The sequence below is a fragment of the Pedobacter sp. GW460-11-11-14-TSB4 genome (assembly GCF_059423705.1).
Map to the genome: position 1 here is coordinate 4,034 of NZ_JBWKYI010000023.1, position 23,540 is coordinate 27,573.

General features: G+C 40.5%; 13 protein-coding genes. All 13 read right to left on the bottom strand.

The features are described from left to right. Positions 1-507: 507 nt before the first annotated feature. The 13 genes from AC07YT_RS18990 to AC07YT_RS19050 all read right to left on the bottom strand — a co-directional run bounded on the left by AC07YT_RS18990 (position 508) and on the right by AC07YT_RS19050 (position 23,268). Positions 508-2,982: a glutaminase family protein gene (locus tag AC07YT_RS18990; protein WP_086549060.1), complete on the bottom strand. Its 2,475-nt coding sequence runs from the start codon at positions 2,980-2,982 to the stop codon at positions 508-510. Positions 2,983-3,188: 206 nt separating this feature from the next. Continuing rightward, complete coding sequence (locus tag AC07YT_RS18995; RefSeq protein ID WP_086549059.1) at positions 3,189-4,034, bottom strand: PKD domain-containing protein; 846 nt, start codon at positions 4,032-4,034, stop codon at positions 3,189-3,191. A 12-nt stretch (positions 4,035-4,046) separates the two neighbouring features. After that, the gene (locus AC07YT_RS19000) at positions 4,047-5,492 is read right to left on the bottom strand and encodes a PA14 domain-containing protein (protein WP_086549058.1); all 1,446 of its coding nucleotides are present in this window, start codon (positions 5,490-5,492) and stop codon (positions 4,047-4,049) included. Between the two features lie 29 nt (positions 5,493-5,521). Further along, positions 5,522-7,225: an alkaline phosphatase family protein gene (locus tag AC07YT_RS19005; protein WP_086549057.1), complete on the bottom strand. Its 1,704-nt coding sequence runs from the start codon at positions 7,223-7,225 to the stop codon at positions 5,522-5,524. A 27-nt stretch (positions 7,226-7,252) separates the two neighbouring features. Continuing rightward, a complete protein-coding gene (locus AC07YT_RS19010) occupies positions 7,253-8,872 on the bottom strand; it encodes a DUF5008 domain-containing protein (RefSeq protein ID WP_086549056.1) in 1,620 nt (539 codons plus the stop codon). Between the two features lie 28 nt (positions 8,873-8,900). Next, the gene (locus AC07YT_RS19015; protein ID WP_086549055.1) at positions 8,901-9,653 is read right to left on the bottom strand and encodes a hypothetical protein; all 753 of its coding nucleotides are present in this window, start codon (positions 9,651-9,653) and stop codon (positions 8,901-8,903) included. Positions 9,654-9,677: 24 nt separating this feature from the next. Then, positions 9,678-11,201, bottom strand: coding sequence for a RagB/SusD family nutrient uptake outer membrane protein (locus AC07YT_RS19020; RefSeq protein WP_086549054.1), 1,524 nt, complete (start codon positions 11,199-11,201; stop codon positions 9,678-9,680). Between the two features lie 11 nt (positions 11,202-11,212). Then, positions 11,213-14,362: a SusC/RagA family TonB-linked outer membrane protein gene (locus tag AC07YT_RS19025; protein WP_494945466.1), complete on the bottom strand. Its 3,150-nt coding sequence runs from the start codon at positions 14,360-14,362 to the stop codon at positions 11,213-11,215. 21 nt (positions 14,363-14,383) lie between these two features. Then, positions 14,384-15,472 carry a DUF5007 domain-containing protein gene (locus AC07YT_RS19030; protein ID WP_086549498.1) on the bottom strand — a complete coding sequence of 363 codons (1,089 nt, stop codon included), beginning with the start codon at positions 15,470-15,472 and terminating at the stop codon, positions 14,384-14,386. A 37-nt stretch (positions 15,473-15,509) separates the two neighbouring features. Continuing rightward, positions 15,510-16,619 carry a fasciclin domain-containing protein gene (locus AC07YT_RS19035; RefSeq protein WP_086549052.1) on the bottom strand — a complete coding sequence of 370 codons (1,110 nt, stop codon included), beginning with the start codon at positions 16,617-16,619 and terminating at the stop codon, positions 15,510-15,512. Between the two features lie 11 nt (positions 16,620-16,630). Continuing rightward, positions 16,631-18,145, bottom strand: a complete 1,515-nt coding sequence (locus AC07YT_RS19040) for a RagB/SusD family nutrient uptake outer membrane protein (protein WP_494945467.1) — start codon at positions 18,143-18,145, stop codon at positions 16,631-16,633. A gap of 34 nt (positions 18,146-18,179) precedes the next feature. Next, positions 18,180-21,113 carry a SusC/RagA family TonB-linked outer membrane protein gene (locus AC07YT_RS19045; RefSeq protein ID WP_494945468.1) on the bottom strand — a complete coding sequence of 978 codons (2,934 nt, stop codon included), beginning with the start codon at positions 21,111-21,113 and terminating at the stop codon, positions 18,180-18,182. Between the two features lie 619 nt (positions 21,114-21,732). Further along, positions 21,733-23,268 carry a SulP family inorganic anion transporter gene (locus AC07YT_RS19050; RefSeq protein WP_086549049.1) on the bottom strand — a complete coding sequence of 512 codons (1,536 nt, stop codon included), beginning with the start codon at positions 23,266-23,268 and terminating at the stop codon, positions 21,733-21,735. Between the last annotated feature and the right edge of the window lie 272 nt (positions 23,269-23,540).

The following is a 23,540-nucleotide window of genomic DNA, read 5'->3' on the forward strand; positions in this document are numbered from 1 at the left end:
ATCGGAGCTACAGCGAATGGCGGGGCTGCAAACCGCCAGGAACTACAGGCCATCCATTTCCTAATCATAAAAAGTATTCTAGTAAGCACACCTTCATTTCGGTAGGTGAGACACCAACCGATAGGCCGCGCCTGATATATCTAGTTGGTCTGTGAGGACACAGACCAAGGGGATAGGGCTAGGTGGCCAAAACAGTGTTTCATTTTTAAGGTTGCATGGTGCACCAGCCTTTGTGCCTAAACCCGACAGTAGCGGCAGCCTCCGATCCTTCCATCGGAGCTACAGCGAATGGCGGGGCTGCAAACCGCCAGGAACTACAGGCCATCCATTTCCTAATCATAAAAAGTATTTTAGTAAGCACACCTTCATTTCGGTAGGTGAGCCACCAACCGATAGGTCTCGCTTGAGTATGTCTAGTTGGTCTGTGAGGACACAGACCAAGGGGAATAAAAAAGGACCTGCAACTAAATACAGGTCCTTGAATTGTTAATTTTGAAGGGTAAGATTTTATTTACCGGCTAGTTTATCGGCAAGCATTTTCATATAAAAACCGCCCACTACGCTACGCGCTTTAAAATTATCGCGGATACCTGTGTTCGAATCGTAGAAATCGTTCAAAGGCACTCTCGATTCGGTTTCGATAGCATGTTTGTAAACCGGATGAACCAGGGCTTCGAATTCGCTTTGTGTTGGTGCAAAGGTAGCCGTCCACAGAATCCAGTCATTTTTAGTGTAGGCTTTTCTGCTATCTAATGGAATACCGTATCTATTTTGTTTAGTCAGGTAGTATTTGGTTTCGGTTTCGTATATCTTTTGCGGAAACAGGTTTAACTTTAAAACTTTATCCCAAACCAGGTTATACTTCTGGCTCCATGTATTTTTATTATCAAAAGTTAAAGCATAATGATCGCCGGCATCGGCCATTTCTATCCATTTCGGCACCATACTTTCGGCAATAGCCCTGTATTTTTTAGCTACATCATCATAACCTAGGGTTTGTGCCATCTGCGCATAACTGGCAATGCCTACAATCGCTTTTACCGATAAGTTGGCATTACGGGCCAGGTGACCAGCAAAATCGTCGGTACATAACTGTGTTTTTGGATCCAAACCTTCTTTGGTTAAATAATCAACCCAGGTGGTTAAGGTTTTCCAATGTGCTTTGGCATAATCGGCATTTCCCTGTGCTTTGGCAATGGCAGCCGTTAAAATAATCATGTTACCCGATTCTTCAACCGGCATCGGCTCGCCATAAGTTTGTCCGTTTGCCAATGGGTAAGTTCCTAAATCGTGAGCAGCCCAGGGATGAGGATATTTTCCGCTTTCGCTGAAATAGAAAATACCGTTCAACATGCCCTGTAATAATTCGGGGTTATAAATCAGGTACAATGGTGCCGAAGGGTAAGTTACATCGACGGTATTGATGAAACCTCCACTGTTGTTTTCTTTAGATAACCATAAAATCTCGCCTTGCGGACTCTTTACCAAAGTATGTGCTGCAATGCTCTGGCGATAACCTAAAACACATAAATCGGCATATTCTTTACCGCCTGATTTTAAGGCATCGGCATATAAAGTTTTATTAAAAGCCTCGCATTTCTGGATCACCGTTTTGTACTCATCTGCAGCAGCGGTTAGTTGCGCTTCGATGGTTTCTTTGCCTGAGGTATTCCACCATGGCCTTAAATTTTTGTTAAAATATTGAACAGAATAAATTTCATCATAGCCCAGTTCAATATATTTTTCTACTGCAGCTTTACCTACGGCTCCAAAAGGGATAACGGTATTTAATGCGAGCATTTTACCCTGTTTAGCGGTTGAAGCTGAATTGCCTTTTCTAAAAGCGTCAGCAGCATCTTTTTCAGCCGTTACAAACTGGATGGCATTGCTTGTTTTTGGCGCAGCCACATAAAAGTAACCCCAATCAATCCGCATGTCATCACTCGCTTTTTGAAGAACTGGCTGTTCTACCGTGCCCGTTTTTAATACCGATAATTTAGCGGTGCTGTATTTGCTTGCGGTAACTTCCTGCGCAGGACGATAAACTGCAATGTTTGACGATGCACTTAAGTATACTTTTACCTGGTGGGTTTTACCGTCGTTTGCTTTTACCTGATAGGAAACATAAGAAACCGGACGTGCAAATAAACCCAAATCGTTCATTAACAAGGGAGAGGTAAACGTTAATTTTAAATCGATCTTACCGCAGGTAAAGTTATAAATGGTTTGTGTGGCATTAATATCAACACTTTTTTGCTTAGCGATCTGTACTTTTTCGGCATTATCTTTTAAGCGGTCTACCAAACCAAAATCAAGGAAACGGCCACCTGCAGTATTGATTAAATGAATCGCAATTACGTTCGATCCAGCTTTTAATGCGCTTTTATCGCTGTTGCTTAACGCAATGTATTGGAAATTATTGGTCCAGCCTTCTTTGGTGTAAATTTTCTTCCCGTTTAGGTAAACCTCAATATTATCATCGTGATTGATCTTTAAAAACAACTCGTTTATTGCTGCCGGGTTAACTATATTAAAAGTTCTTCTTACCCAGATATCGTGCGATTTCCATAATGTTTTCACGTTTTTGGCATCGTCTCCTATGGGTGCATTACCCGTTTGCCAGTTGCTGGCGGTATAGTTGGCTGCCTTCCAATCGCCTTGGGGTTCGGTTTCGGTATATTTTACTTCATAAGCTTTTTCATCTGAAGCAGGTACAACCGTTTTATAGGTAGTGGTTTCTTTACCTAAAAAGCGATAAATACCACCGTCAACATTAATCATTCCTAAAAGAGAATGATCGGCACCTGTCCAATGTTGGGTAGCAGATTCGTTTAATTTATCTGTGTTAGACCAAATACTGAAATAGGTATTATGCGTAATTAAGGGATAAGCCGGCGCCTTTCGCTCCTGTGCCTTGAGCATGTTGCCTGCAAACATGCAGCCCAGTATGCCTAAAAATTTTAAAGTGTTGATTTTGTTCATAATTTGTGTGTGTATTGAAATCTGATTTATATTATGGTTAGATTCAGCGTTAGTTAAACGTTTTACTAATGTATAAAATATAATTTACTTTTTGCAAGGGAAGTCCGGTTTTAATTGTCTAAATGACACTTAAAAACAACCTTCAAAAAAATACATGAAGTTTTTAAGCTCCATGTATCTTTCAAATTGTGTGTAAAACCTATAAGCTAAGGTTGTTTTTTGTTGATGGTCCACTCGGCCAGTTGAAACACGCGGCTTCCTCTATTCGATTTAATGTAAAGACGGTAAAATTTGTAAGCAATGTAATTATCGAAGTGGAAAAGTTTAGTCTGTTTCCTACTCGGACCATCGTTTGTATTCTCCCAGGGGCATACTGTTACCGTATGTAAATCGGTATACTGGATACCGTCTAAAGAACCTTGCAAAATCCAGAATCTTGGATCGCGGTCTGCAGCATCATTACCCGAAGTTAGGGTATAAGCACCTACCACCTGTGGGGTATTTAATTCGAAGGTACATTTTTGCGTACCATCGAAACCGGCCTGTAAGAATTTCGTATTGATATCCTGATCGACGAGTTTTTTGGAGCCTTCGCCAGAATCTGCTCCTGCACCAGCCTCCAGGTTAACTGAAAATTTACCGCCAATGGTTTTCATGTAATTTTCGCCACAAATGGAGTAATTTATCGTCGGATCGACCACATTAAGCACGACTTCTTTGGCAGCGGTATAGCCCTGGCCATTTCTGGTTGTTAAGGTTACCTTATATTTTCCCGGGAAACGGTAAGTATGTTTCGGGTTTACGGCAACAGAGGTACTGTCATCGCCAAACTGCCACAATAAACTTTTATAATTTGTAGAACTTCCGGTAAACTGGTACTCTAAAAATTTTAAGGTGTCGGGTTTTACAAAGGTAAAACCAGCTGTAGGCTTTGGTTCTTCTACTTCCGGAACAATCTCTACGTTTTCGCTTTTTTTACATTTCACGGTTAACATTACAATGAGTAGTAAGAGTGAGCATGTACCCAATAATCTTTTCATATTACTTTTCATATCTATTCAAGTTTAAGGAGTTGGAAATAATTGTGTTCTTGGTACGGCACGTTTACCGGTTATACCTGCTGATGGAACTTCATATTCGAGATATGCCTGTTGTCCGCCAACATTTTCGCGGTGATGTGCTTCAATTTTATATCTGATACCACGTTCTAAACGAATGGTTGCTTTTCGTTCTGGTTTATCCCACTGTGTGGTATAATCGTCGATAATGGCTTTTCCGTTGATAAATAGTCTCGATCCATCATCCCAACGGGTTTGATAGAAAATATAGTCGCCCCTTACCGGTGCCAGGAACTCGCCCACCCATTTGGTAGCGAAGTTATCCCTGCTCAAAGAAGCGCCGGCAGTATTTTTTACATTATCCGGCCAGCCATCGCCCGAGAATTCGATCGTACCATCTACCCGGGTTGCAAAAGGCTCGCGCCCGTCGTCTGGTGCCAGTTGTGTATTGGTGTAATATTTGGCAATCAAACCTGTTCCATTTCCAATAATTGGCGAGTTGTTATCCAGGTTTACACTTGGATCAACCACCACAATTACTTTTCCTTTTGTAGGATGGATAACATGATTGGTATTATCGCTCAAGCTTAAGGCAAAGGCGAATTTTTTATTGGCCACAATATTTGCATCGAATACCGGCCATGGAATAGATAACCTCACTATGGCATTCGTTGCACCGGTATTAAATCTCACCAAAGTATCGATAGTAAAATCTTTAGCCGCCAGGTGAATCGCATTTGCCGGCAATACCCCGCTTGATACCAGGGTGGCAATAGTATCTACATTATCCCTGATTTTCACATTAAAGGCTGTTGAAGGTGCATTATCGAGACTGATAATGAGGGGGATAATAACCCCAGCAGGTCCTACCTGATAGTTAGGTCCCTGAGTTACGTTATAAATCCCTCCACCCTGAAAACTTAAAAAATGGATATCGGTAGATTTTAATAATTCTTCGGTGTTGATGATCACCAGGATATTCGATTTACCATTGGCAATTTTATTGCCTTTACCTGGTGCTGAAAGTTTTAAGGCAAAAACCACTTTTTTACCAAAATAACGCTCCAATACCGAGCGGCGAACAATGGCCACTCCTTCGGCATTATCTGTTCCATACGACACATTAATTACGTTTGGATATTCTACCGCAGCGGAAGGCATGAGCACCGCATTGGTTAAACCACCATTATTGATTAATTGCGTTACCGTATCGTTATTTAGGGTTAAGCCTACCTGAAAAGCTTCTTCCGCAGTTCCAGAAAGGGAAATTTTGAAGGGAACTTTAACAAACTGGTTATCTATTGATACATTGCCCACAACAATTCCTTCGCCGGTAATACTTCTGCTTGCCGAAGGCGGTAGATCCAAATCATCTATTTGAGATTCTTTACAAGAATAGGCAACAATCATGATTGTCAAACCCATTAATACGGTGTATATAATTTTTTTCATGTTCGATATTTAAATGATCATATTCTTGTTTATTGGTCTAACCAAACCCTGCCATCAAGCGCCCATCGCTGGTTATTGGCAATTTTTAACCAGTTCACCATTTGTGCGGGTATATCAGTGGTTTGCGGAACCAGGAGCGCTAAGGAGCTGGTTGAAGGCGGACAGATTAAATCGTTAAAATTTTCCCAAACGTATGGTCCCTGCAATTTAAAATCGCGGGCCTGTGAAGAAAGATCAATCATCTTATCGCCATTGCCATCAGTTGCCGGCCAATAGCCAACCAGGAAGTTGTATGAAGGGTGGCTCTGATCGATTGATGTTTCGCAAGAGTATTGCTCAATTACACCATCCGGAACAGCTAGTTTAAAGAAACGGATGTCGGTTACGTAATAATCAGGCTCTCCATGGCCCTGGCCATTTAAATAACCCAGTTTCAATGCATTCGAATTAGCTAAAGAACCCGATCCGGTAATTTCTAACTCGTTGTTAAATTTTCCGTTGGTATAAGTTCTGATAAACCTTTGGTTACCGCGTTGTTCTAATTTAACCGAAAGATTTTCCCATCTGCCCTGAACGATATCAGCACCTCTGCATTGACGGTAATCGCCATCTTTTGTACCCCTCCATTCGAAATACCAGTAACGGTCTTCTAAATAAATAACCCAACCCACACTCGGGTGACCACTAGACCATTCGTTTCTTTTACCTAAAATACTCGGATATGAAATCTGCTCCCGGTTCTTTTTAACTTTAAGCTCGATGGTCATTTTGGTGGTATCATCTATATTGTAAACACCTGCATCTTCGCTGGCCACTTCAGCCCTAATGGCTGTACCAGTCATTTTTACGGTTTTACCCAAATACCGGTTACCTGTAAAAGGCTTTACCAGGATTCGTTTATTATAACTGGCGCTATAGTAAATGATAAAAGCATTATTTGCCGGTTTGCTAAAAATGGTTTGATCGTCGGTATTGGGTGGAAGGGTAAATGCACCACCATCACTAGAGGCGATAATAACCAGCCAGTCTTCGTTAACATAATTAGGACGTTTTTTTAATGCAGCCATCATCTCGCCCACTCCGGTATCGAATTTTTCTATTGCCGATTTATAGTTCGGGAACGAATTATCGTAACCATATTGTGCGCCGGCTTTATCCACATCGGTAAAGTGGCCTAAAATTACTGAAGCGGTATCGGTATTTAAATCGTTAATTACCGAAGCTTTAACCTGATCATCGTTGGTGGCCAAAGTGCTGATATCTGCACCTGTTGTTAATGATTTAAAAACCGGAGATGGGGTATGTGCCACAATTTTGGTCTGTGGTCTGCTCTCTTTAATTCTTTTAAAGATGACCGGGTAATTCTGCAGGTTATTATTACTCAGGTTATCATCATTTACCAGGTGTTTCGCCTTTTTCACTCCGGTTAACATACTCGCCCAGTTGCTGGCATTCTGTGTAGCTTCGGGTTCATTTAAGCTCACCCAACTGTAAACGGAATGTGGTAAAAGCGCCGTAATATTTGGAATATTAGCTGCCGCTACCGATTGTCCCCTTGCTCCATCAACCACCAGGTATAAAATCTTACGGCTTCCGTATCTTACTTTTGTGGTATCGGTACCGTCTTTATCTACAAGTTTTCTATCGAAATCTTTATTGCAGGAAAATATGGCTGTTGTAATTACGGTGGCCATTAAAGCCAGCAGCAATTTATATTTTTTCGTCATGCTCATCTTAATTTATATTTAATTGGCTTCTGGTTATTCGATCGTTACCCTAACGATGTTATAAAAAGGTTGGTTATCAAAGCGGTTAAAACCTCCGATTAATAACAGTGCTTTTTTGCCGTCTGCAGATTTCGTTTCAATCACATCAGAAAGGCCTCCCGAAAATGGTCCGGTAGCATTATATCCCGGCGCAAGCAGTCCTGCAGGGGTAAGCACCATAAAACCGTTTCTGGTTACGTTGTTGTACTTTTTAAAACCACCGCTTACTACAATTAATCCTCCTGAAAGCTGGCGGGCAAAATAAGGGTAACCGCCTTCGAAGAATTTAGCGGTGAAAGATTCATCCAGACTGCCATCTTCATTAATTAGGGCCATTCCGTATACAGGTTTACCATTGTACTTTGTAAATGCGCCAGTAATCAGGTATTTTCTGGTGGTGGCATTATAGGTAAGTGATGTTATCGCGTTATCTACCCCACTACCTGGGTTAAAGCTTGCATCTTTAGTGCCATTGGCATTTAACCTTAAAATACGTACTGCAGGCTGATCATCGAAGGTGCTGAAGTTTCCAAACACCATTAACTTTTCAAGGTTGGCGGCATCGGTATGCATATAGGTATCAATAGGGCCATTTGCACTCACATTACCTTTATTGGTTGCGGTATTAAAACGATAGGTTTTATCTAGAGAACCATCTAAATTGAACCTTAAAATCTGGCGGATTTCGGTACTATCCAGAATTACGGTATCTCTGGTAAAATCGTAATTGTCTTTATCGTAAGTTCTTTTTACGTAATACCTGAAATTACCTGTTGCCAGAATTTTGCCCTGATGCGGGTAAATGCGGCTAATGTATTCGTTGGTACCACCATTAAATTTAGGAAACCATTTTTGGGTAACCGTATCGGTTAAGGTTGGTTTCCGCTTGGTTTGGATTTTAATGGTATCAATAGCGCCATTAGGATATAAACTGGTTATATTGCTGATGTGCTCTGTACGCTGGTTATAGCCACTAAAGCCACCGGCGATGATGAAACGTCCGCCAATTTCGATTACTCTTGATAGCGAGCCATTTGCGCCCCTGCCTGTTCTGAAAGTACGGTCGTAATCGCCATCTAAAGAGGTTCTGGCAATTCTGTTAATCGGTGTAATTAATCCTTTATTATCATAATTGGTAAAACTGCCAAGTACCAGTGCCCTGCCATCAATCATTTCGTAAAACTGACTCACATAACCATTTGTTCCGGCTGTTGCCTTAAAGGTGATGTCGTTTTTTATCAGGCCTGATACCGTAAACTGCGGACCTAAAATCAGCTGATCGCCAATAGCAATGGAGGTGATCCCTGTACTTCCGGCATCGGGAACCTTCACCACGATAGCCGATTCGGTAACGCTAAGCACTTCTGCTTTTTCGCCGTTGAACATAAACGTTAATTTATCTTTAAAAGGCAGTAAACCTTTGGCCTGTACGGTTACGGTAGTACCTACAATCCCTTCTGCCGGAACCGGTAATAAAGTTTGGCTAATGCTGATACCCAGTGGAGCCTTCCCATCTGCATATGGATCTTCGCCTAATTCTTCTTCTTTCTTACATCCCTGTATAACTAAGGAGCATAGAAAAAATACGATTAGCATGTATTTTATTTTTTTCATGATTCTATTCTTTTAAAATTATAACAGGCTAATTATTATTACTTGGTGTTAAACCAGTGTTATATACATCATTAAAAAACTCATATAAATTGAAACCGAGGTAAGCACCCTGGTATCTTAACGAGTGTACCATTCCGTTGGTGGGTTTAATATCAGATGATGCAACATAATTGGGGTACCAGTTATCGTTCGGTTTTGATACATCGGGGATATAAGAGAGCACAAGCTGCCTGTAACCGATGTATTTAATTCCGTTGGCATCGTAAAAAACGACCCCAATGTTGGCTACATCATTGTTATAATCGTAGTGTAGGGCGCCAGGGTAAATACTTCTTAAGTTCAGATCGATCTGCGGATAATCTTTTAACATGTTTACACCTTTAAACATATAACGTTGCAGGTATTTACGCCAAACGGCCGGACTGATCTGATCGAGGGTTTTTACGGTATCTCTTCCCGATTCATAAAGTAATTGGTTTAAGGATTCGAACTTTGGGTTTCTATCTCTTTCGTTGGTGTGGATATTGCCGATTGTTCTCCGCACTACATCATCATCAAAAGCAAAAAAGGTGAAATTCTCCGAACTGAACTGTTGTTCCATCCCAGCCAGTTTTACAATTTGGGCCACTGTATCAAAAGGCACTTTTTTGGCCTGAAGATACTGCATCATGTTCCCATCAAATTCTGCCTTCGCCTTCCCTCCATCTATATAATACTCATCACGCTTACAGGCATTTAAAACAAGTAAAAGTGCTGCACATGCAATAATTAGCTTTTTCATATCTTGTATAATTTCTATTTAAAATTAATTACCACCATTAACCCAATAATCGTTTAACCGCATAAATGGATTGTTATTTAAAGCATTTCCGTTTATTGGCCAGGTCCATGCGCCACGGCTAAATTTATCTGAAGTAAGTACGTTGTACGACCATTGGCTGCTTAAAATTCTTTTGGTACGCACCAAATCGAAATAATGGTGCCCTTCGCCAATTAATTCTCTGGATCTTTCGTAAAAAATAAAATCCTTTAGGGTAGAGCCACCCCCACCAGCATATCTTGATGCCTGCGCCCTGTCTCTTACCATATTCACCAGCTTAGTGGCTTCGGCGTCTTCTCCTAAATCGGCAAGTGCTTCTGCGGCGAGTAAAATTTCGCCACCATACCTGAAAATCATGAATGTGTTATCAGGGTTGGCATCTTCTTCACCGGTTGAGAAAGAATTCTGCGCAAATTTTAACATCATAAATTTTCCATTATCGGCATAAATATCTTCGTTAAACCAGGTGGTAATTCGCTTATCGCTACCATCCTGAAAAATTTTCTGCATGTATTCTCCTCTGAAATAAGCAAAACTTACCCGGTGGGTATATTCTGGCCTTTTGTATGGATAATGCAAAAACATATCGGCCACAGGCGCAGTGTTGGTATTTTGATCGCCGTAGTTTATACTGCGGTAAAACTCGAACAAACTCTCGTCTGATCTTCCTTTAATTACGGTAGCCCATTCTGTAATCGGCAATAACCTGTATGCACCGCTGGCAATCATTTCGCGACCTAAATCGGCAGTTTCCTGATAATATTTTTTCGAATTGTTGGCATCAAAACCCGCATTCCACATGTTCATTTCCATAATTAAGGCAATGATGCTCCCGCGGCTGGCCCTTACTCCTTTTAAAGATGGGTCGGTATAGGTCCATGGAATTTGATTTTTATAGGTTTTAAGATCAGCTATACATTTGTTTAATACGGAAACAAAATTTTCGCGAGGCAAAGCTGTAGAGTGGAAAGCATCGGTATAATACACCACATCGCCATATAACCTGACCATGATAAAATAACTTAGCGAACGGATAAATGCAGCCTCAGCTTTATACTGGTTTTTCTGCACATCGCTAAGTCCGGGTACACCTTCGTCCAGCTTCGCAATTAGAATGTTGGCACCTTGTATCGCACGGTAATAATCGGTCCAATCGGTAATTCTGTTGAAGTTGTAAAAATCCCATGGGCGACCGCCTGATAATAAACCTAACAGGTTGTTTTTACCTAAAATTTCGACAAACTCGCGGGCTGGTGCTAAATCAGACTGGCTTTCGTATAATACTTCGCCAGAGCGGTATTCGCCTGTTGCGCCTATAAAATGCGTTTCGTTAAACTTACCGAAAACAATACGCGATAAATCGTAAATATTGGCTTCTACATCTTCTTTAGATTGGAAGAAGTTATTTCCTGATAACTTATCTAAAGGTTGGATATCCAGAAACTTTTTACAAGCAGGCAATGAAAACGATGCTGCTAAAATCAAAGAATAAATGATAAACTTTTTCATAATAATATCTATTAATTGCCTGTATTAAGTTCTAACTGTACACCAATGTTATAAGTACGCGGAACAGGATATCCTGTAGAAATATCGCGACCCAGTGTGGTTACGTTTTCAGGATTTGGCCCGGTGTACTTAGAAAAAGTAATCAGGTTATCTGTAGAGGCATATACCCTTAAACTGCTCATTCCGAAACGGGCGATAAACTTTTTATCGAACATGTAAGAAAGGGTTACATTACTTATTTTTAAATAGGTTCCGCTTTCCTGCCAAAGTGTTTGGTCGGCCCTTAATGGCTGGATCTGATCAAACCTTTTGTAATCATACGGATATGGGTATTTTGCAATATCCCCTGGTTTGGTCCAGATGTTAAGGTCGTTTAATGGCACCACCGATTTTAATGAATAGGGATCGCGCATAATGGCTATCCTGTCGGCCAGGGCATTATTTAAAATGGTTCTGTCGGCCGTGTAAGTGGCATAAACATTTAAGCCCCATTTTTTATACCTGATATTGGTTGACAGACCACCTGTGATTAAAGGCTGGGAATTACCGGTAACTTCGTAATCGCGGCCATCTAAAATATAATCTCCGTTTACATCTTTCATAATCGGATCACCTCCTAAGAAAAACTGCCCGTTAGATTGATAGCGCTTACCCGTTACAGGGTCGGTTGGCACATCAGCATCGGTTTGGTAAACGCCCTGATTGATTCTTAAATAGTTAGATAGTGTGTTTCTACCTACGCGGTAAACGTTGTGTTGCAGGTAACCGGAACCATCAAATTTGATGAACTGCCCGTTATATTCTGCCGGAAGTTTTAACAGCACATCGCGGTTAAGTGCACCATTTACAGAAACCGATACATCAAAATCTTTGCTCGCAACAGGTCTCACAGTAATCATGATCTCCGATCCGTAATTGGCAATACCTAAATCGTTACTCGCCAGTTTATTAAATCCGGTCGTATTCGATAAAAGCCTGTCGAACAATAAATTATCAACCTTTTTAAAATAGGTATCGAAGTTTACAGAGATTTTATCGTTAAATAACCCTAAATCGAAACCTAAGTTGTACTGACTTGTTGTGGTTGGTTTTAAGTTAGGATTTGGAATAATATCATAATCGATTCCAATGGTTGGGTTATTGTTAAAGTTATTGTTCAGGTTATAAATACCATAAATACTTTGGAGATTACCCGTTGGCACAATATTTTGTCCCCAGGTTAACCTCAAACTTCCGTACGATAACCATTTCATATCGGCCAGCCAGTTCTCTTTATTAAAGTTCCACCTTAAACCAATGGAAGGGTTTTTAGAATATGGATTTTCCAATCCGCTGGATGAGGTACCATCTAAACGGTAAGAAAATTCGGCTACATATTTTTTATCATAATCGTAGGATACCGAACCTGCAAATGATGCAATGGTTGCGTTTTTATAGTTAGACAATACCCCTCCACCACGCGAGTAGTAGGCATCGTAACCCAATGGCCCCTGTAACTGATCGTTAGGTGTTCTTTCCTGGCGGGTAATACCAGCCTGAGCGCCCTGTTTGTAAATTTCGTTAAAGGTGTTTACAAAAAGACTGTGTTTTTCGCCAAAGGTTTTGGCGTAGGTAATCCCATTTCTATTGTACAACTGGAAATTTCTGCCTACATAATCGTATACCTTAGCAAACTGCCCATTTGCCGCCGCCGGCGTAAAGGTAGATTCGGTATCGGAAGTATAATCGTAACTTAAAGTAGATGATACAGCCAAACCTGGAATAAACTCGTAACGTGCTTCTACGTTAGTTCTTAAGTTTCTGGAATTGTTATCGTTTAATGTTTGTAATGCCGATAAAACCCCTCCTGATGCCTGATAAAAAGATGGTGGCGGCAATAAGGTAGATACCTGACCATTTGCAGCTACCCCCGATTGTAATAAACCTACACCATTTCCTTTGTTTTGCTTTCCTACCGAACCGTTAATAAAACCAAAAAATCTAAATTTATCGTTTGGTTTAAACTCCATGTTCATATTGAGGTTGTAACGATTATAACCAGTGTTTTTGATTACCCCTTTTTCGGTATAATATCCTAAGTTGGCTTTATAGTTAAATCGAGGATCGCCGCCATCTAAAGCCAGGTTATGACTCTGGTTGTAGGTATTTTGAAAAAATACATCCTGCCAATCGGTAGAGTTGTTCCAATAAGCATTTAAACTATCGGCCAGGAATGAAGTATTGGAAATCCGCCTGATATCGTCCACATTGGAAGCATTTAAAATAATCTGCTGGATTTTTAATGATCTTTCCGAATTACCACCTAAAGTTTCGCGAAGTTTTGGTGGAGTTTTAACGAAGAAATTGGATACATATCTAATTCTCGGAACTTTAGAGTTACCTCTTTTGGTGGTGATGATAATTACCCCGTATGCACCCCGCGAACCATACATAGAGGTTGCCTGCGCATCTTTTAAAATCTGGATGTCTTCGATATCTTCCTGAGGGATTAATGAAAGCGGACTCACACCCGGTCCCTGGCTCTGAAAACCAAACTCTGCAGCTTTATCCGCATCTAAGGGCACACCATCAATAATATAAAGCGGTGAAGTTGGCTGCAAAAATGATTCGTTACCGCTGCCCGAGATACTTAAACTGGATAAACCACGAACTTGCACCGAACCCCTGAAACCTGGCGCTCCGGTATTGTTCTGAATGTTTAATCCCGGTACTTTACCCTGTAAAAGTTGCTCAACGTTAGAAACCGGAATATCCTGAACCTCTTTGGCCTGAATTAAAACAGAAGATCCTGTAGTGGTTTGTTTAGACCTTTTCTGGTAGGCCACAATAACAATCTGATCCAGCTCTTTGCGGTCTTCAGAAATGGTTACGGTAATATTATTCTGATTGGTAATTTTTACACGCTGTGTATTGTAACCAATAAACTTGAATATTAAAGTAGAACCCTCGGGTACGTTAACTGAAAATTTTCCGCTGCCGTTGGTTTGCGTTAATCCTTTATTGGTGCTTTCTAAAATAATAGATACACCCGGAACGCCTTGTTTTGTTTCTTTATCAACAACGGTACCATTCACAAGGTTAAATTTCTCCTGCGAAAAAGCACTGGTGCCAAGCATTATACACACCACAAGTAATGTATAAAAAAGTATATTTCTTTTCATCATATTAGCTTTAAATATTGCCTATTCGCTGATAAACTTTGGATTATCTGTTTTGAAGTGAAATACAATTTCCCAATCTCCGGCCTGGTAAATGGCAAAATCGACCCCGAAATTGGCAATGATACGGCCACCACCAAAAGCCCCCCTGGAGTAACTCAACTGTGCTTTCGCTCTCGATCCTCCCGGCGCATAAAAAGTTGGAATTTCTACCAATGGAATGGGATAAGCCACATCATACTGAACGTATTTATCCGTTTTCTGCATGTTAAAACCATGAATCATTTTATCCCAAACGGTTTCGTTAAAGGAAGAAGGATTAATTTCAACTGAATCCTTATTTAAGGCTTTAATGCGGAGCGAGTGACCATTACCGCCTGTAAACGGACGGATATATACCACTACATCTTTCTGATCGTTGTTACTGATCAGATTTTTGTTTGTTGTCGCACCAACCACATTATTTAGATATGGGCGGATATAATCCCTCAACTTTTTATCCAGCGGAAATTTAGGATCGGGAGCAGGCAAACCGGAGTAAGCATTAAAATCGTTAGAAGGCTCGTAAGGTCTTTCTCTGAAAGGTCTGATCTGTAAATCTCTGATTAAACGTTCGCCACCAGTATTTTTAATTTTCACATCAAAAAAGCGGGTATCCTGAGAGAAGTTTGTACTATCAATTGGTCTTGGTTTGATTAACTGGTTAGTAGATGAGCCCCAAAGGATAAACTCTCCCGACGAGCGTATCTCGAATAAAGAGTGTACTTCTATCTTTCTTTTAGCCTCTATTTCTGCCAGACTTTTTTCCAAGCCGGTGTATGGCGCAATGAACACGTAAGTGGGTACTTTCTGAAAAATATCGGTAACCGGTTTACCATCACCAAAACGTGCATTTACAATTTCAAAGGTGATGGGTTGCGTAGAATTATCGCCGTTAAAACCTCCCATTAAGTTGGTTCTGCCAATAATCGGTTCAAATACTTTATTGCTAAAGTTTACATTATTACTTAGGTAATCTTTTTCTTCAGGCAGGTCGTACAGTTTTTTGCATCCGCTAAAAGCGATTAATGCAAACAAAACCACAACCATTTCTATTTTTACGATTGACTTCATAAGTTTCGTTAGTTTATTTTTTCTATGTCCCATCACCCTATTTCGATTTGTTTATAGTCCATTCTGCAAGCTGGAAGGTACCTCCACTTCTTAACTCCGTAATATTGATGCGGTAGTACTGGTAGGCAACGGTATTGGTACACCTAAAAACTTTTTGCTGATACCTTTCTTCAAAAAAGAAGTTGCTTACCCGGTGTAACTCGGTCCAGTTTACACCATCCTGCGAGCCTTCGTAAGTCCAGGCTTTCGGATCTCTTTCTACTGCATCATTTGCCGATATTAAAGTATAAACAGAAGATACCTCCGGCGTTTTAAGTTTAAACTGCATGGTTAAAAACCCTTGCAAATCGCATAAAAACTTGGTATGATCATCCCCATCGATCACTTTTTTAGAGTTTTCCCCGCTAGTTGGTCCACCACCGTTTTCGCGGTTAGCTGAGAAGGTACCACCCACGGTAACCATTAAGTTTGGCGGAGGTGGAATAAAAGTTAAGCGGGTAACAAAGCCATCGAAACCGAAAATATGATCGGGACTGATTACATGCACAATGCCATTTTTGGTTTTGATGTTGTTTGAAGCAGTGGTACTGCTAGACCAGTTTCTGATAAATTTGCTCTTTTTGGTATTGCTAAACTGAATCACTTCGGGTCCGGCACCCACCTCACCCGAGGCAGAACCCCGCACCGACTTGGCATGCATGGGATAACCTACTTTAACACTGGTTAAATTAAGTCCATCCTGCAGTTTTAAAGAATCAGAAGGTTTTACGCCTCTGATGATGTAGTAAGAAACCATGGTATCCAACTGTATTCCATCAATATTCGATAAAAACAGCGGGTCCTTATCCGATTGTTTTCTTAAGGTATTTAAGTTTCTTAAGGCCAACTGAAAACTAGGGTTGGTAACCGCAAAAAGCGTTACATTACTATCGGTCAGCGTTTTCTTCAAACCCATTCTATCAACCGCCACAATTAACGAGTCGTATACCCCTGGTTTACTTTTTAAATATTCATATATGTTTCCATTAAATGGTGCAGCGCTATCTTCTACATCGTAATAGCCCCCATTTTTTTTACAAGCCGAATAAATGATGGTGAATAACAAGAGTATTGTTAGCACACCAATATATTTTATAAAATTTTTCATATCAATATTATTTAGCGCCAGTAAGGATTCTGAGTTAATAAACTGTTTTGAGCGATCAGCCTGCGCGATATCGGCCAGTAGATCCCACCCGAATTGATGAGGGTCATAAATTTGGCATCGTTCTGCTTAATTTTATTGTATCTGATTAAGTCGTACCACCTATGCCCTTCTCCCAATAGTTCGCGGTGTCTTTCTTCGAATATCATTTTAATAATATCGTCGCTACTCAGGTTAAAAGAAAGTGTAGTACCCGAGGTAACCCTTCTGCTCATTACCTGCACTAATTCCAGTATGGCACCCTGTTGATCACCTAAAACTGATAATGCTTCGGCCCTTAACAGTACAATATCTTCTAAACGGGTAAAGATTAACGCACTGGTAAAATACCTGAAGTTTGGATCGGTACCGCCACCCTGAATAACCTTGATTTTACTGAAAATTGGATATTTACCATTTAAATTAGTGAAATACCTGTCGAATTTCGATTGGCCCAATGTATCGATAGAGAATCTTTCATCTTTCTGTAAATTGAAATATTTTAAGATCGAATCTTTTGGCAGATAGATATCAGGAACCGACTTGGTAATAATGGGCTCTGCAAGGGTTAATTCTTCAATATGCCCGGTTGATGAACCATCAATGTGACCATAATCTGAATTAAAGCCAAACATCTGTCGGTTGTTTTTATTGTAAAAGAAACCGTTAGAGTTGCTTAAATCGGTAGTGGAGGTAAAACCGCCGCCGCTTCTGCCATAATTATCTTCAACAAATTTGGTATACTTGGCAACGTTAGCATAATCAGCATTCCACGCAGCAACATGCGATAGCACAGCATAAGCGGTAACTTTAGTCGCTAAAGCGCCCCCCCATCTTCCGCCGCCTTCATTATAATAATCGCCTGGTTGCTGAATATCGTTTCCACTATAAATATAGGGCAGATCGGCCGCGGCCCTTAATATTTCCGATTCTACCCAGGCTAAAACCTTGGCTTGTTTTTCTCTGGCTTTATTTTCGAAAGCACCTTCATTTGATGAAATAATAAAAGGAACATCACCCCAGATGCGCACCATGTAGAAATAAGCAAAAGCCCTTAAAAACCTGGCTTGCGCAATATCTACCGTCATGTTATTATCTGAGTAGCGTTTATCGGTTGCTTTAACGTGCGCAATATTTTCCAGAAAAACATTAGCACCATTAACAATGGCATAAAACCTGGTCCAATCAGAAAGTGACTCTACCACAGGATAAGATGCATTTAAGTTGTTGCTGATAACCGCTTTTAAATCCTGTCTCTTCGGACTTGTAAATTCACCTGGTCTTACGTCGCCATAAATCCAGTGACTGTTGTTGTCAGATAGTGCGGCTCTGGTTAAGGCATAAACCCCCAGAATTCCGGCACGGGCATCTTCTACCGTATTCCACATATTTTTTTCGCCCACCACCCTGCTCGAGTCGGTTTCTAACGCTTTATTGCAGCCGGTTAAAGCCATTACAATAAGCAGAAATGCGTATAATATATTTTTCATCGTTATTGATGTATTTTGAGTAGCTATTTCCATATTATAATTCCATTTTAACGCCTAAGGTGTATGTTCTTGGTATCGGCTGACCATAGCCGGTATCGATGCCATCGTAGCTCACCAGTTCAGGATCTTGTCCGGTGTATGGTGTGATGACAAATACATTGCTTACCGCGCCGTAAACAAAGAATTTATTGATCTTTATATTCCTTTTCTTCAACAGATTACCTAACTCATAACCTACCGATACCGATCTTAATTTAAGGAATGAGGCATTTTCAAGAAAAAGATCCTGGTCTAAACGGTAAGGAATAACGGTACTCCATGGATTGTATAGCGGATATTTGCTATAATCGCCACGTTTCTCCCAAAAAGTAATTTCTTTTACTGAGCTTACATCGGTATTACCTTCGCGGTTAACAAAGTCGAAGCGGCTGGCCATTTCCTGGTTAATCAGCTTCCTGCCCAAATTGAAGTATAAATTGGTGCTCAGGCTCCAGTTGCCATAGGTAAAAGCATTATCAAAACCACCCGAAAGCGTTGGCAAGGAATGTCCTTTTAATACCTTGTCTTTTTCGTCGATTACATTATCCCCATTTTGGTCTTTCCACCTCGGATCGCCGGCTTTTAATGGTTGTCCGTTATATTTTAATGGCTGTCCTTTTACTACCGGAACTTGCGAAGTAGAAGTATAAATGCCCTCATTTTCCAGCAACCAGTATTGATCTACCGGTTCGCCAACCCTTAATAACCTGTTTCCGATGATAATTTCATTTAAACCTCTTGGCAATGCTTTTAAGGTGTTGCTATTGTGGTTAACATTTAATGAAGAATTCCATGTGAATTTATGCTTAGCCATTACCAATGCGTGGATAGATAAATCGACACCGGTATTGCTCACATCCATTCCGCTTTCTATAGATTGTTTGTAACCATATTCTGCATATGATGGAATACCGATCAACTGGTTTTTATCAGCCTTGGTGTAAAAATCGACTGAAACATGCAGTCGGTTTTTCAGCATGGCTACATCAGCCCCGATATTTAACTGATCTGAATAGGCCCATGGCACGCCATAACCTACCCAGCCAAACGAATAGGGTCTGGTAAGCACACCGAAGGCGTTGTATCCGGGTACAGTTAAATTACCAGTGTACCCAACCGATGCGGTATACTGTGGTCCCTGGGCATAATTATCATAGGTAAATGTTCTGCCTAAACGGCCAACACTTGCCCTTAAAACTAAATCATCAACCAGTTTGGTATCCTTTAACAATTCGTTTTTAACATTCCATGCTCCCGAGATTACCGGAGAATAAAACCAGCGTTTGCTTGGTTGCGCGTTAGATGATCCATCTAAACGTAATGTTCCGGATAAGAAATACTTATCATTATACGAGTAGTTTACTTTACCATAAAATGATAACAGGTTATCTGCTGTTTTATCTAAAAAGCGATAGGTAAGTTCTCTCGGAAATGCCCTTGGCACCAGGTAATTGGGATTATCAGCACCGTTAGGCAATTTTGGATCAGAATCCAATAAGTTAATTTTAATATAATCATTGGCTCCTTTATAAGCATATGCATAGTTGTACTTATAAATATCCCACATCATCGACTGGCCCAGCTCTGCATGGAAATCATGCGCGTTATTCAGCTTGAAGTCGTATGATGCTTTATTATCAATCATTAACCGTTGGTTAAAGCCATAATAGTTGGAAGCGTAGCTATTGCCCTGCAATAAGGTTCTGGCATAAAATATATCCCTGTAACCTTCATTATAATCTACATTAAAAGCCGACGATAATTTAACCTTGCCCAGTGTAGCCACCAATTTGGCATAACCCTGTATCAGGTTGGTTTTATTGTCATCAAAACCTTTGCTGTATTCGTTTAAATAGCTGGCGTAATAATCTTTATTGGGTGCAGGTGGGGCACTGAGATCAGGAAAGTAATTAATCTGTGCAAATCGGTCCCTAAGTGTTCTGTTCCTATCGCGGTTTAAGCGGTTACCGTTAATCATGGCAGAGAAAAGCAACCACTTAACCGGCCGCATGTTGATGTTGAACATGGCGCTGTAGCGGTCTAAACCTGTACCATCGGCAACACTCTGGCTTTTTGCATTCCCTAACGAAAATCTAAAATTCGCACGGTCCGATCCGCCGGTCAGGCCAAAATTTATCCCATATATCATTGCGTTTTTATAGTACAAATCGGTCCAGTTCGATTTACCACTGTATACGTTATTAAGCGAGTCGCTCAAATAAACAGGATATTCTTCATCATCAGAATAGCGGCCATTGGTGGTATAAATATCATAGAAGCGCTGTCTGAATTCGTTTTCATATTTACCATTAATGGTATTTACCGTTGGCTTTTGCACCATCCCGATATAGGAATTAAAGCTGATGCTCCTCGAATTGCCCGAAGCTGCTTTTGAAGTCAATACGATCACACCGTTTACCCCCCTTGGACCGTAAATGGATGATCCTGCCAAATCGCTCAATACCTCTACAGACGCAATGTTATTGATATCAATTCCGGCAAGCAGGTTAGTGGCCGGACCAATCCGGTTAAAATCGTACTGCTGAATATCGAAGGCAAAAGGATGCTCACCGATTAAGGGGATTCCATCCAATACCACCAAAGGTTGTACGGCATATAAATCCTTCTTCGACAGCAGTGGCATCGCCGCGCCCCTGATAATCATGTTCTGGATTGAGCCGGGTTCGCCGGATGGTTCCTGTACGTATAAACCTGCATAATTTCCTTTCAGGTTTTGCTGTAAGGATATAGCAGGAAACAGCGAAAGATCTTTAACATCTTTCCGTACACCTCCAGACAATTTGTTGTAAATTGTTTTGAGTTTAATTTGTTCTAAACTGTCTTTCCTTAAAGAGTCTGTTGGCGATACGTACTTAATTTTAGTCGTATCCTGCAGAACAAAAAGATTGGTTGTAAGGCCTTTATGCAATTTTTTGCCAGCCGAAAAAACTGGTAAAACGTTTAACGTAAACGCGGCAAAAAAGACAAGGCACGCCCATAAGTATCGCATAGTTTAATGGATCTTTAATTGGTAAAAAAATGATTTCTAAAACTTATTTTTTCGGAAACGGCAAGATATGTCCTAGATGAAAAAGACAGGTACTTCGGTAGTAATAGTTAGGGATTCTCATAAAATTTAGTATTTGGTTAACTCAAATATATAATATACTAAAACGTTTTAATAACATATTGTCATTTTTATGAAATTTTTATAAAATAGCACAATAATATTTAATTCTATTAAAATAACTGTCAAACAGACAGGTAAAAAAATAAATATTATCAGTATACTTTAAAAAATTAACATCCTATAAAACAGTAAATAAGGATATTTTTAGCCAACAATTACAATAAATCGAACGAATTTATGTTGCTATTTTCTTAAAGTACTTAAACGTTTTAGTAAAAAATTTAATCTCAGGTGGGCCATTCAGATTAAAAGCCGATAATTAATTTGGGGATGAGGATGGGTATTCGGCTATTGTAGTCAGCAAGTGCTTCACTACAATGATGATGTATCCGATAAAAAAGAAAGCTTAATAATTGATCTATCTTTCCGTGGCCACCTGATAGATGGGATCTTCGATAATGTTTACTTCGATAATCTGATCTGCATTTTTCAGTAGGCGCTTACAGTCGTTACTCAGGTGCTTTAACTGGAGTTTTTTATCAAGCGAACGGTAACGTTCGGTTAGTTTATTCAGCGCATCAATACCCGACATATCAAAAACACGGCTGTGCTTAAAATCAATTACAATATGCTGCGGATCATGGGCCACATCAAACAGTTCATTAAAATTGGCAATCGATCCAAAAAACAGCGGACCGAATATTTCGTAGGTTTTTACCCCACTGGCATCGGTATGTTTACTGGCACGTATCCGCTTAGAACTTTCCCAGGCGAAAACTAGCGCCGAAAGAATTACCCCTATTAATACTGCAAGGGCCAGGTTATGCAGCCAAACTGTAATTACAGCCACCAGAATACCAATGATGATATCCTGCGCAGGCATTTTATTAATCACTTTAAAGCTCATCCACTCGAAAGTGCCAATGGCGACCATCATCATTACACCAACCAATGCCGCCATGGGTACACGATCTATTACCGGAGCACCTACTAAAATAATAAGTAATATGGTTAAGGCTGCAATAATACCCGATAACCTTGCCCTGGCACCTGCCGAAAGATTAACCAGCGTTTGGGCAATCATCGGGCAGCCCCCCATCCCCGTAAAAAAGCCGTTTGCAATATTGGCAATTCCCTGTGCAATACTCTCTCTGTTCCTATTGCCCTTGCTTGCTGTAATCTCATCAACCAGATTCAGGGTAAGCAGGCCTTCTGTTAAGCCTACCCCCGCCATGATGAGCGAATAGGGGAAAATAATCTTTAGCATATCCAGATTCAGCGGTACCTTCGGAATATGAAATGGAGGAAAACCACCGTTTACTGAAGCAATATTTTTAACCAGTTTGGTATCAATTCCAAAACATAAAACGATAAGAAAAACCACAATAATGGCCACCAGCGAGGCTGGAACCGCTTTGGTTATTTTAGGGAGAATGATCACTATGGCAACGGTAAGTAATACCAAAGCCAACATCACATATAATGGAGTACCGCTTAACCAGGTTATCCGGCCATCAACAAGGGTTTTAAACTGTTCCAGCTGCGACATGAAAATAATAACCGCCAGTCCGTTAACAAAACCGAACATGACGGGCTGCGGAACCAGCCGCACAAATTTGCCCAGTTTAAACAGCCCAACCATAATCTGGATTAGCCCTGCTAAAGCCACTGCCGCAAAAACATATTCTATGCCCTGGGTTTTCATTAAAGCAATCAGTACAATTACCGTTGCACCTGCCCCACCGGAAACCAATCCCGGCCTGCCGCCTAAAATGGCCGTAACCAAACCCATAATAAAAGCAGCGTATAAACCTGTTAAGGGAGGGAAACCCGCAAGGATAGCAAATGATAGTGATTCGGGAATCATGGTCATGGCTACCGTTAAACCTGCAAGAATTTCAGTTTTATAATTTACTTTCTTAGAAAAATCGAAAAGTTGCAGGTAGGGTTTCATCAGTTAAATTGTTAGCAGCTGCAAATATCTAAATTATGAGCACATTAGTTCTATATAGATTCTTCAAATTGCAATTCATGTCAAAAGAGTGAAAATATCCAGTAGATAATGAATGGGAAATGTAAGATGGATGATGGAAATAGTCTGAAGTCCAGAGTCGGGAGTCCGGAGTCTATGCTGCAAAAAAACATGCCTTGGTGTGCTTCGTGCCTTAGTAGTTAAAACATGGAAAATGTAAGATGGATGATGGAAATAGTCCGAAGTCCAGAGTC

What these genes read in the sequence shown, in the direction of transcription:
- AC07YT_RS18990 (WP_086549060.1), bottom strand. Translation starts at nt 2,982, where the DNA reads ATGAACAAAATCAACACTTTAAAATTTTTAGGCATACTGGGCTGCATG.
- AC07YT_RS18995 (WP_086549059.1), bottom strand. Translation starts at nt 4,034, where the DNA reads ATGAAAAGTAATATGAAAAGATTATTGGGTACATGCTCACTCTTACTA.
- AC07YT_RS19000 (WP_086549058.1), bottom strand. Translation starts at nt 5,492, where the DNA reads ATGAAAAAAATTATATACACCGTATTAATGGGTTTGACAATCATGATT.
- AC07YT_RS19005 (WP_086549057.1), bottom strand. Translation starts at nt 7,225, where the DNA reads ATGAGCATGACGAAAAAATATAAATTGCTGCTGGCTTTAATGGCCACC.
- AC07YT_RS19010 (WP_086549056.1), bottom strand. Translation starts at nt 8,872, where the DNA reads ATGAAAAAAATAAAATACATGCTAATCGTATTTTTTCTATGCTCCTTA.
- AC07YT_RS19015 (WP_086549055.1), bottom strand. Translation starts at nt 9,653, where the DNA reads ATGAAAAAGCTAATTATTGCATGTGCAGCACTTTTACTTGTTTTAAAT.
- AC07YT_RS19020 (WP_086549054.1), bottom strand. Translation starts at nt 11,201, where the DNA reads ATGAAAAAGTTTATCATTTATTCTTTGATTTTAGCAGCATCGTTTTCA.
- AC07YT_RS19025 (WP_494945466.1), bottom strand. Translation starts at nt 14,362, where the DNA reads ATGAAAAGAAATATACTTTTTTATACATTACTTGTGGTGTGTATAATG.
- AC07YT_RS19030 (WP_086549498.1), bottom strand. Translation starts at nt 15,472, where the DNA reads ATGAAGTCAATCGTAAAAATAGAAATGGTTGTGGTTTTGTTTGCATTA.
- AC07YT_RS19035 (WP_086549052.1), bottom strand. Translation starts at nt 16,619, where the DNA reads ATGAAAAATTTTATAAAATATATTGGTGTGCTAACAATACTCTTGTTA.
- AC07YT_RS19040 (WP_494945467.1), bottom strand. Translation starts at nt 18,145, where the DNA reads ATGAAAAATATATTATACGCATTTCTGCTTATTGTAATGGCTTTAACC.
- AC07YT_RS19050 (WP_086549049.1), bottom strand. Translation starts at nt 23,268, where the DNA reads ATGAAACCCTACCTGCAACTTTTCGATTTTTCTAAGAAAGTAAATTAT.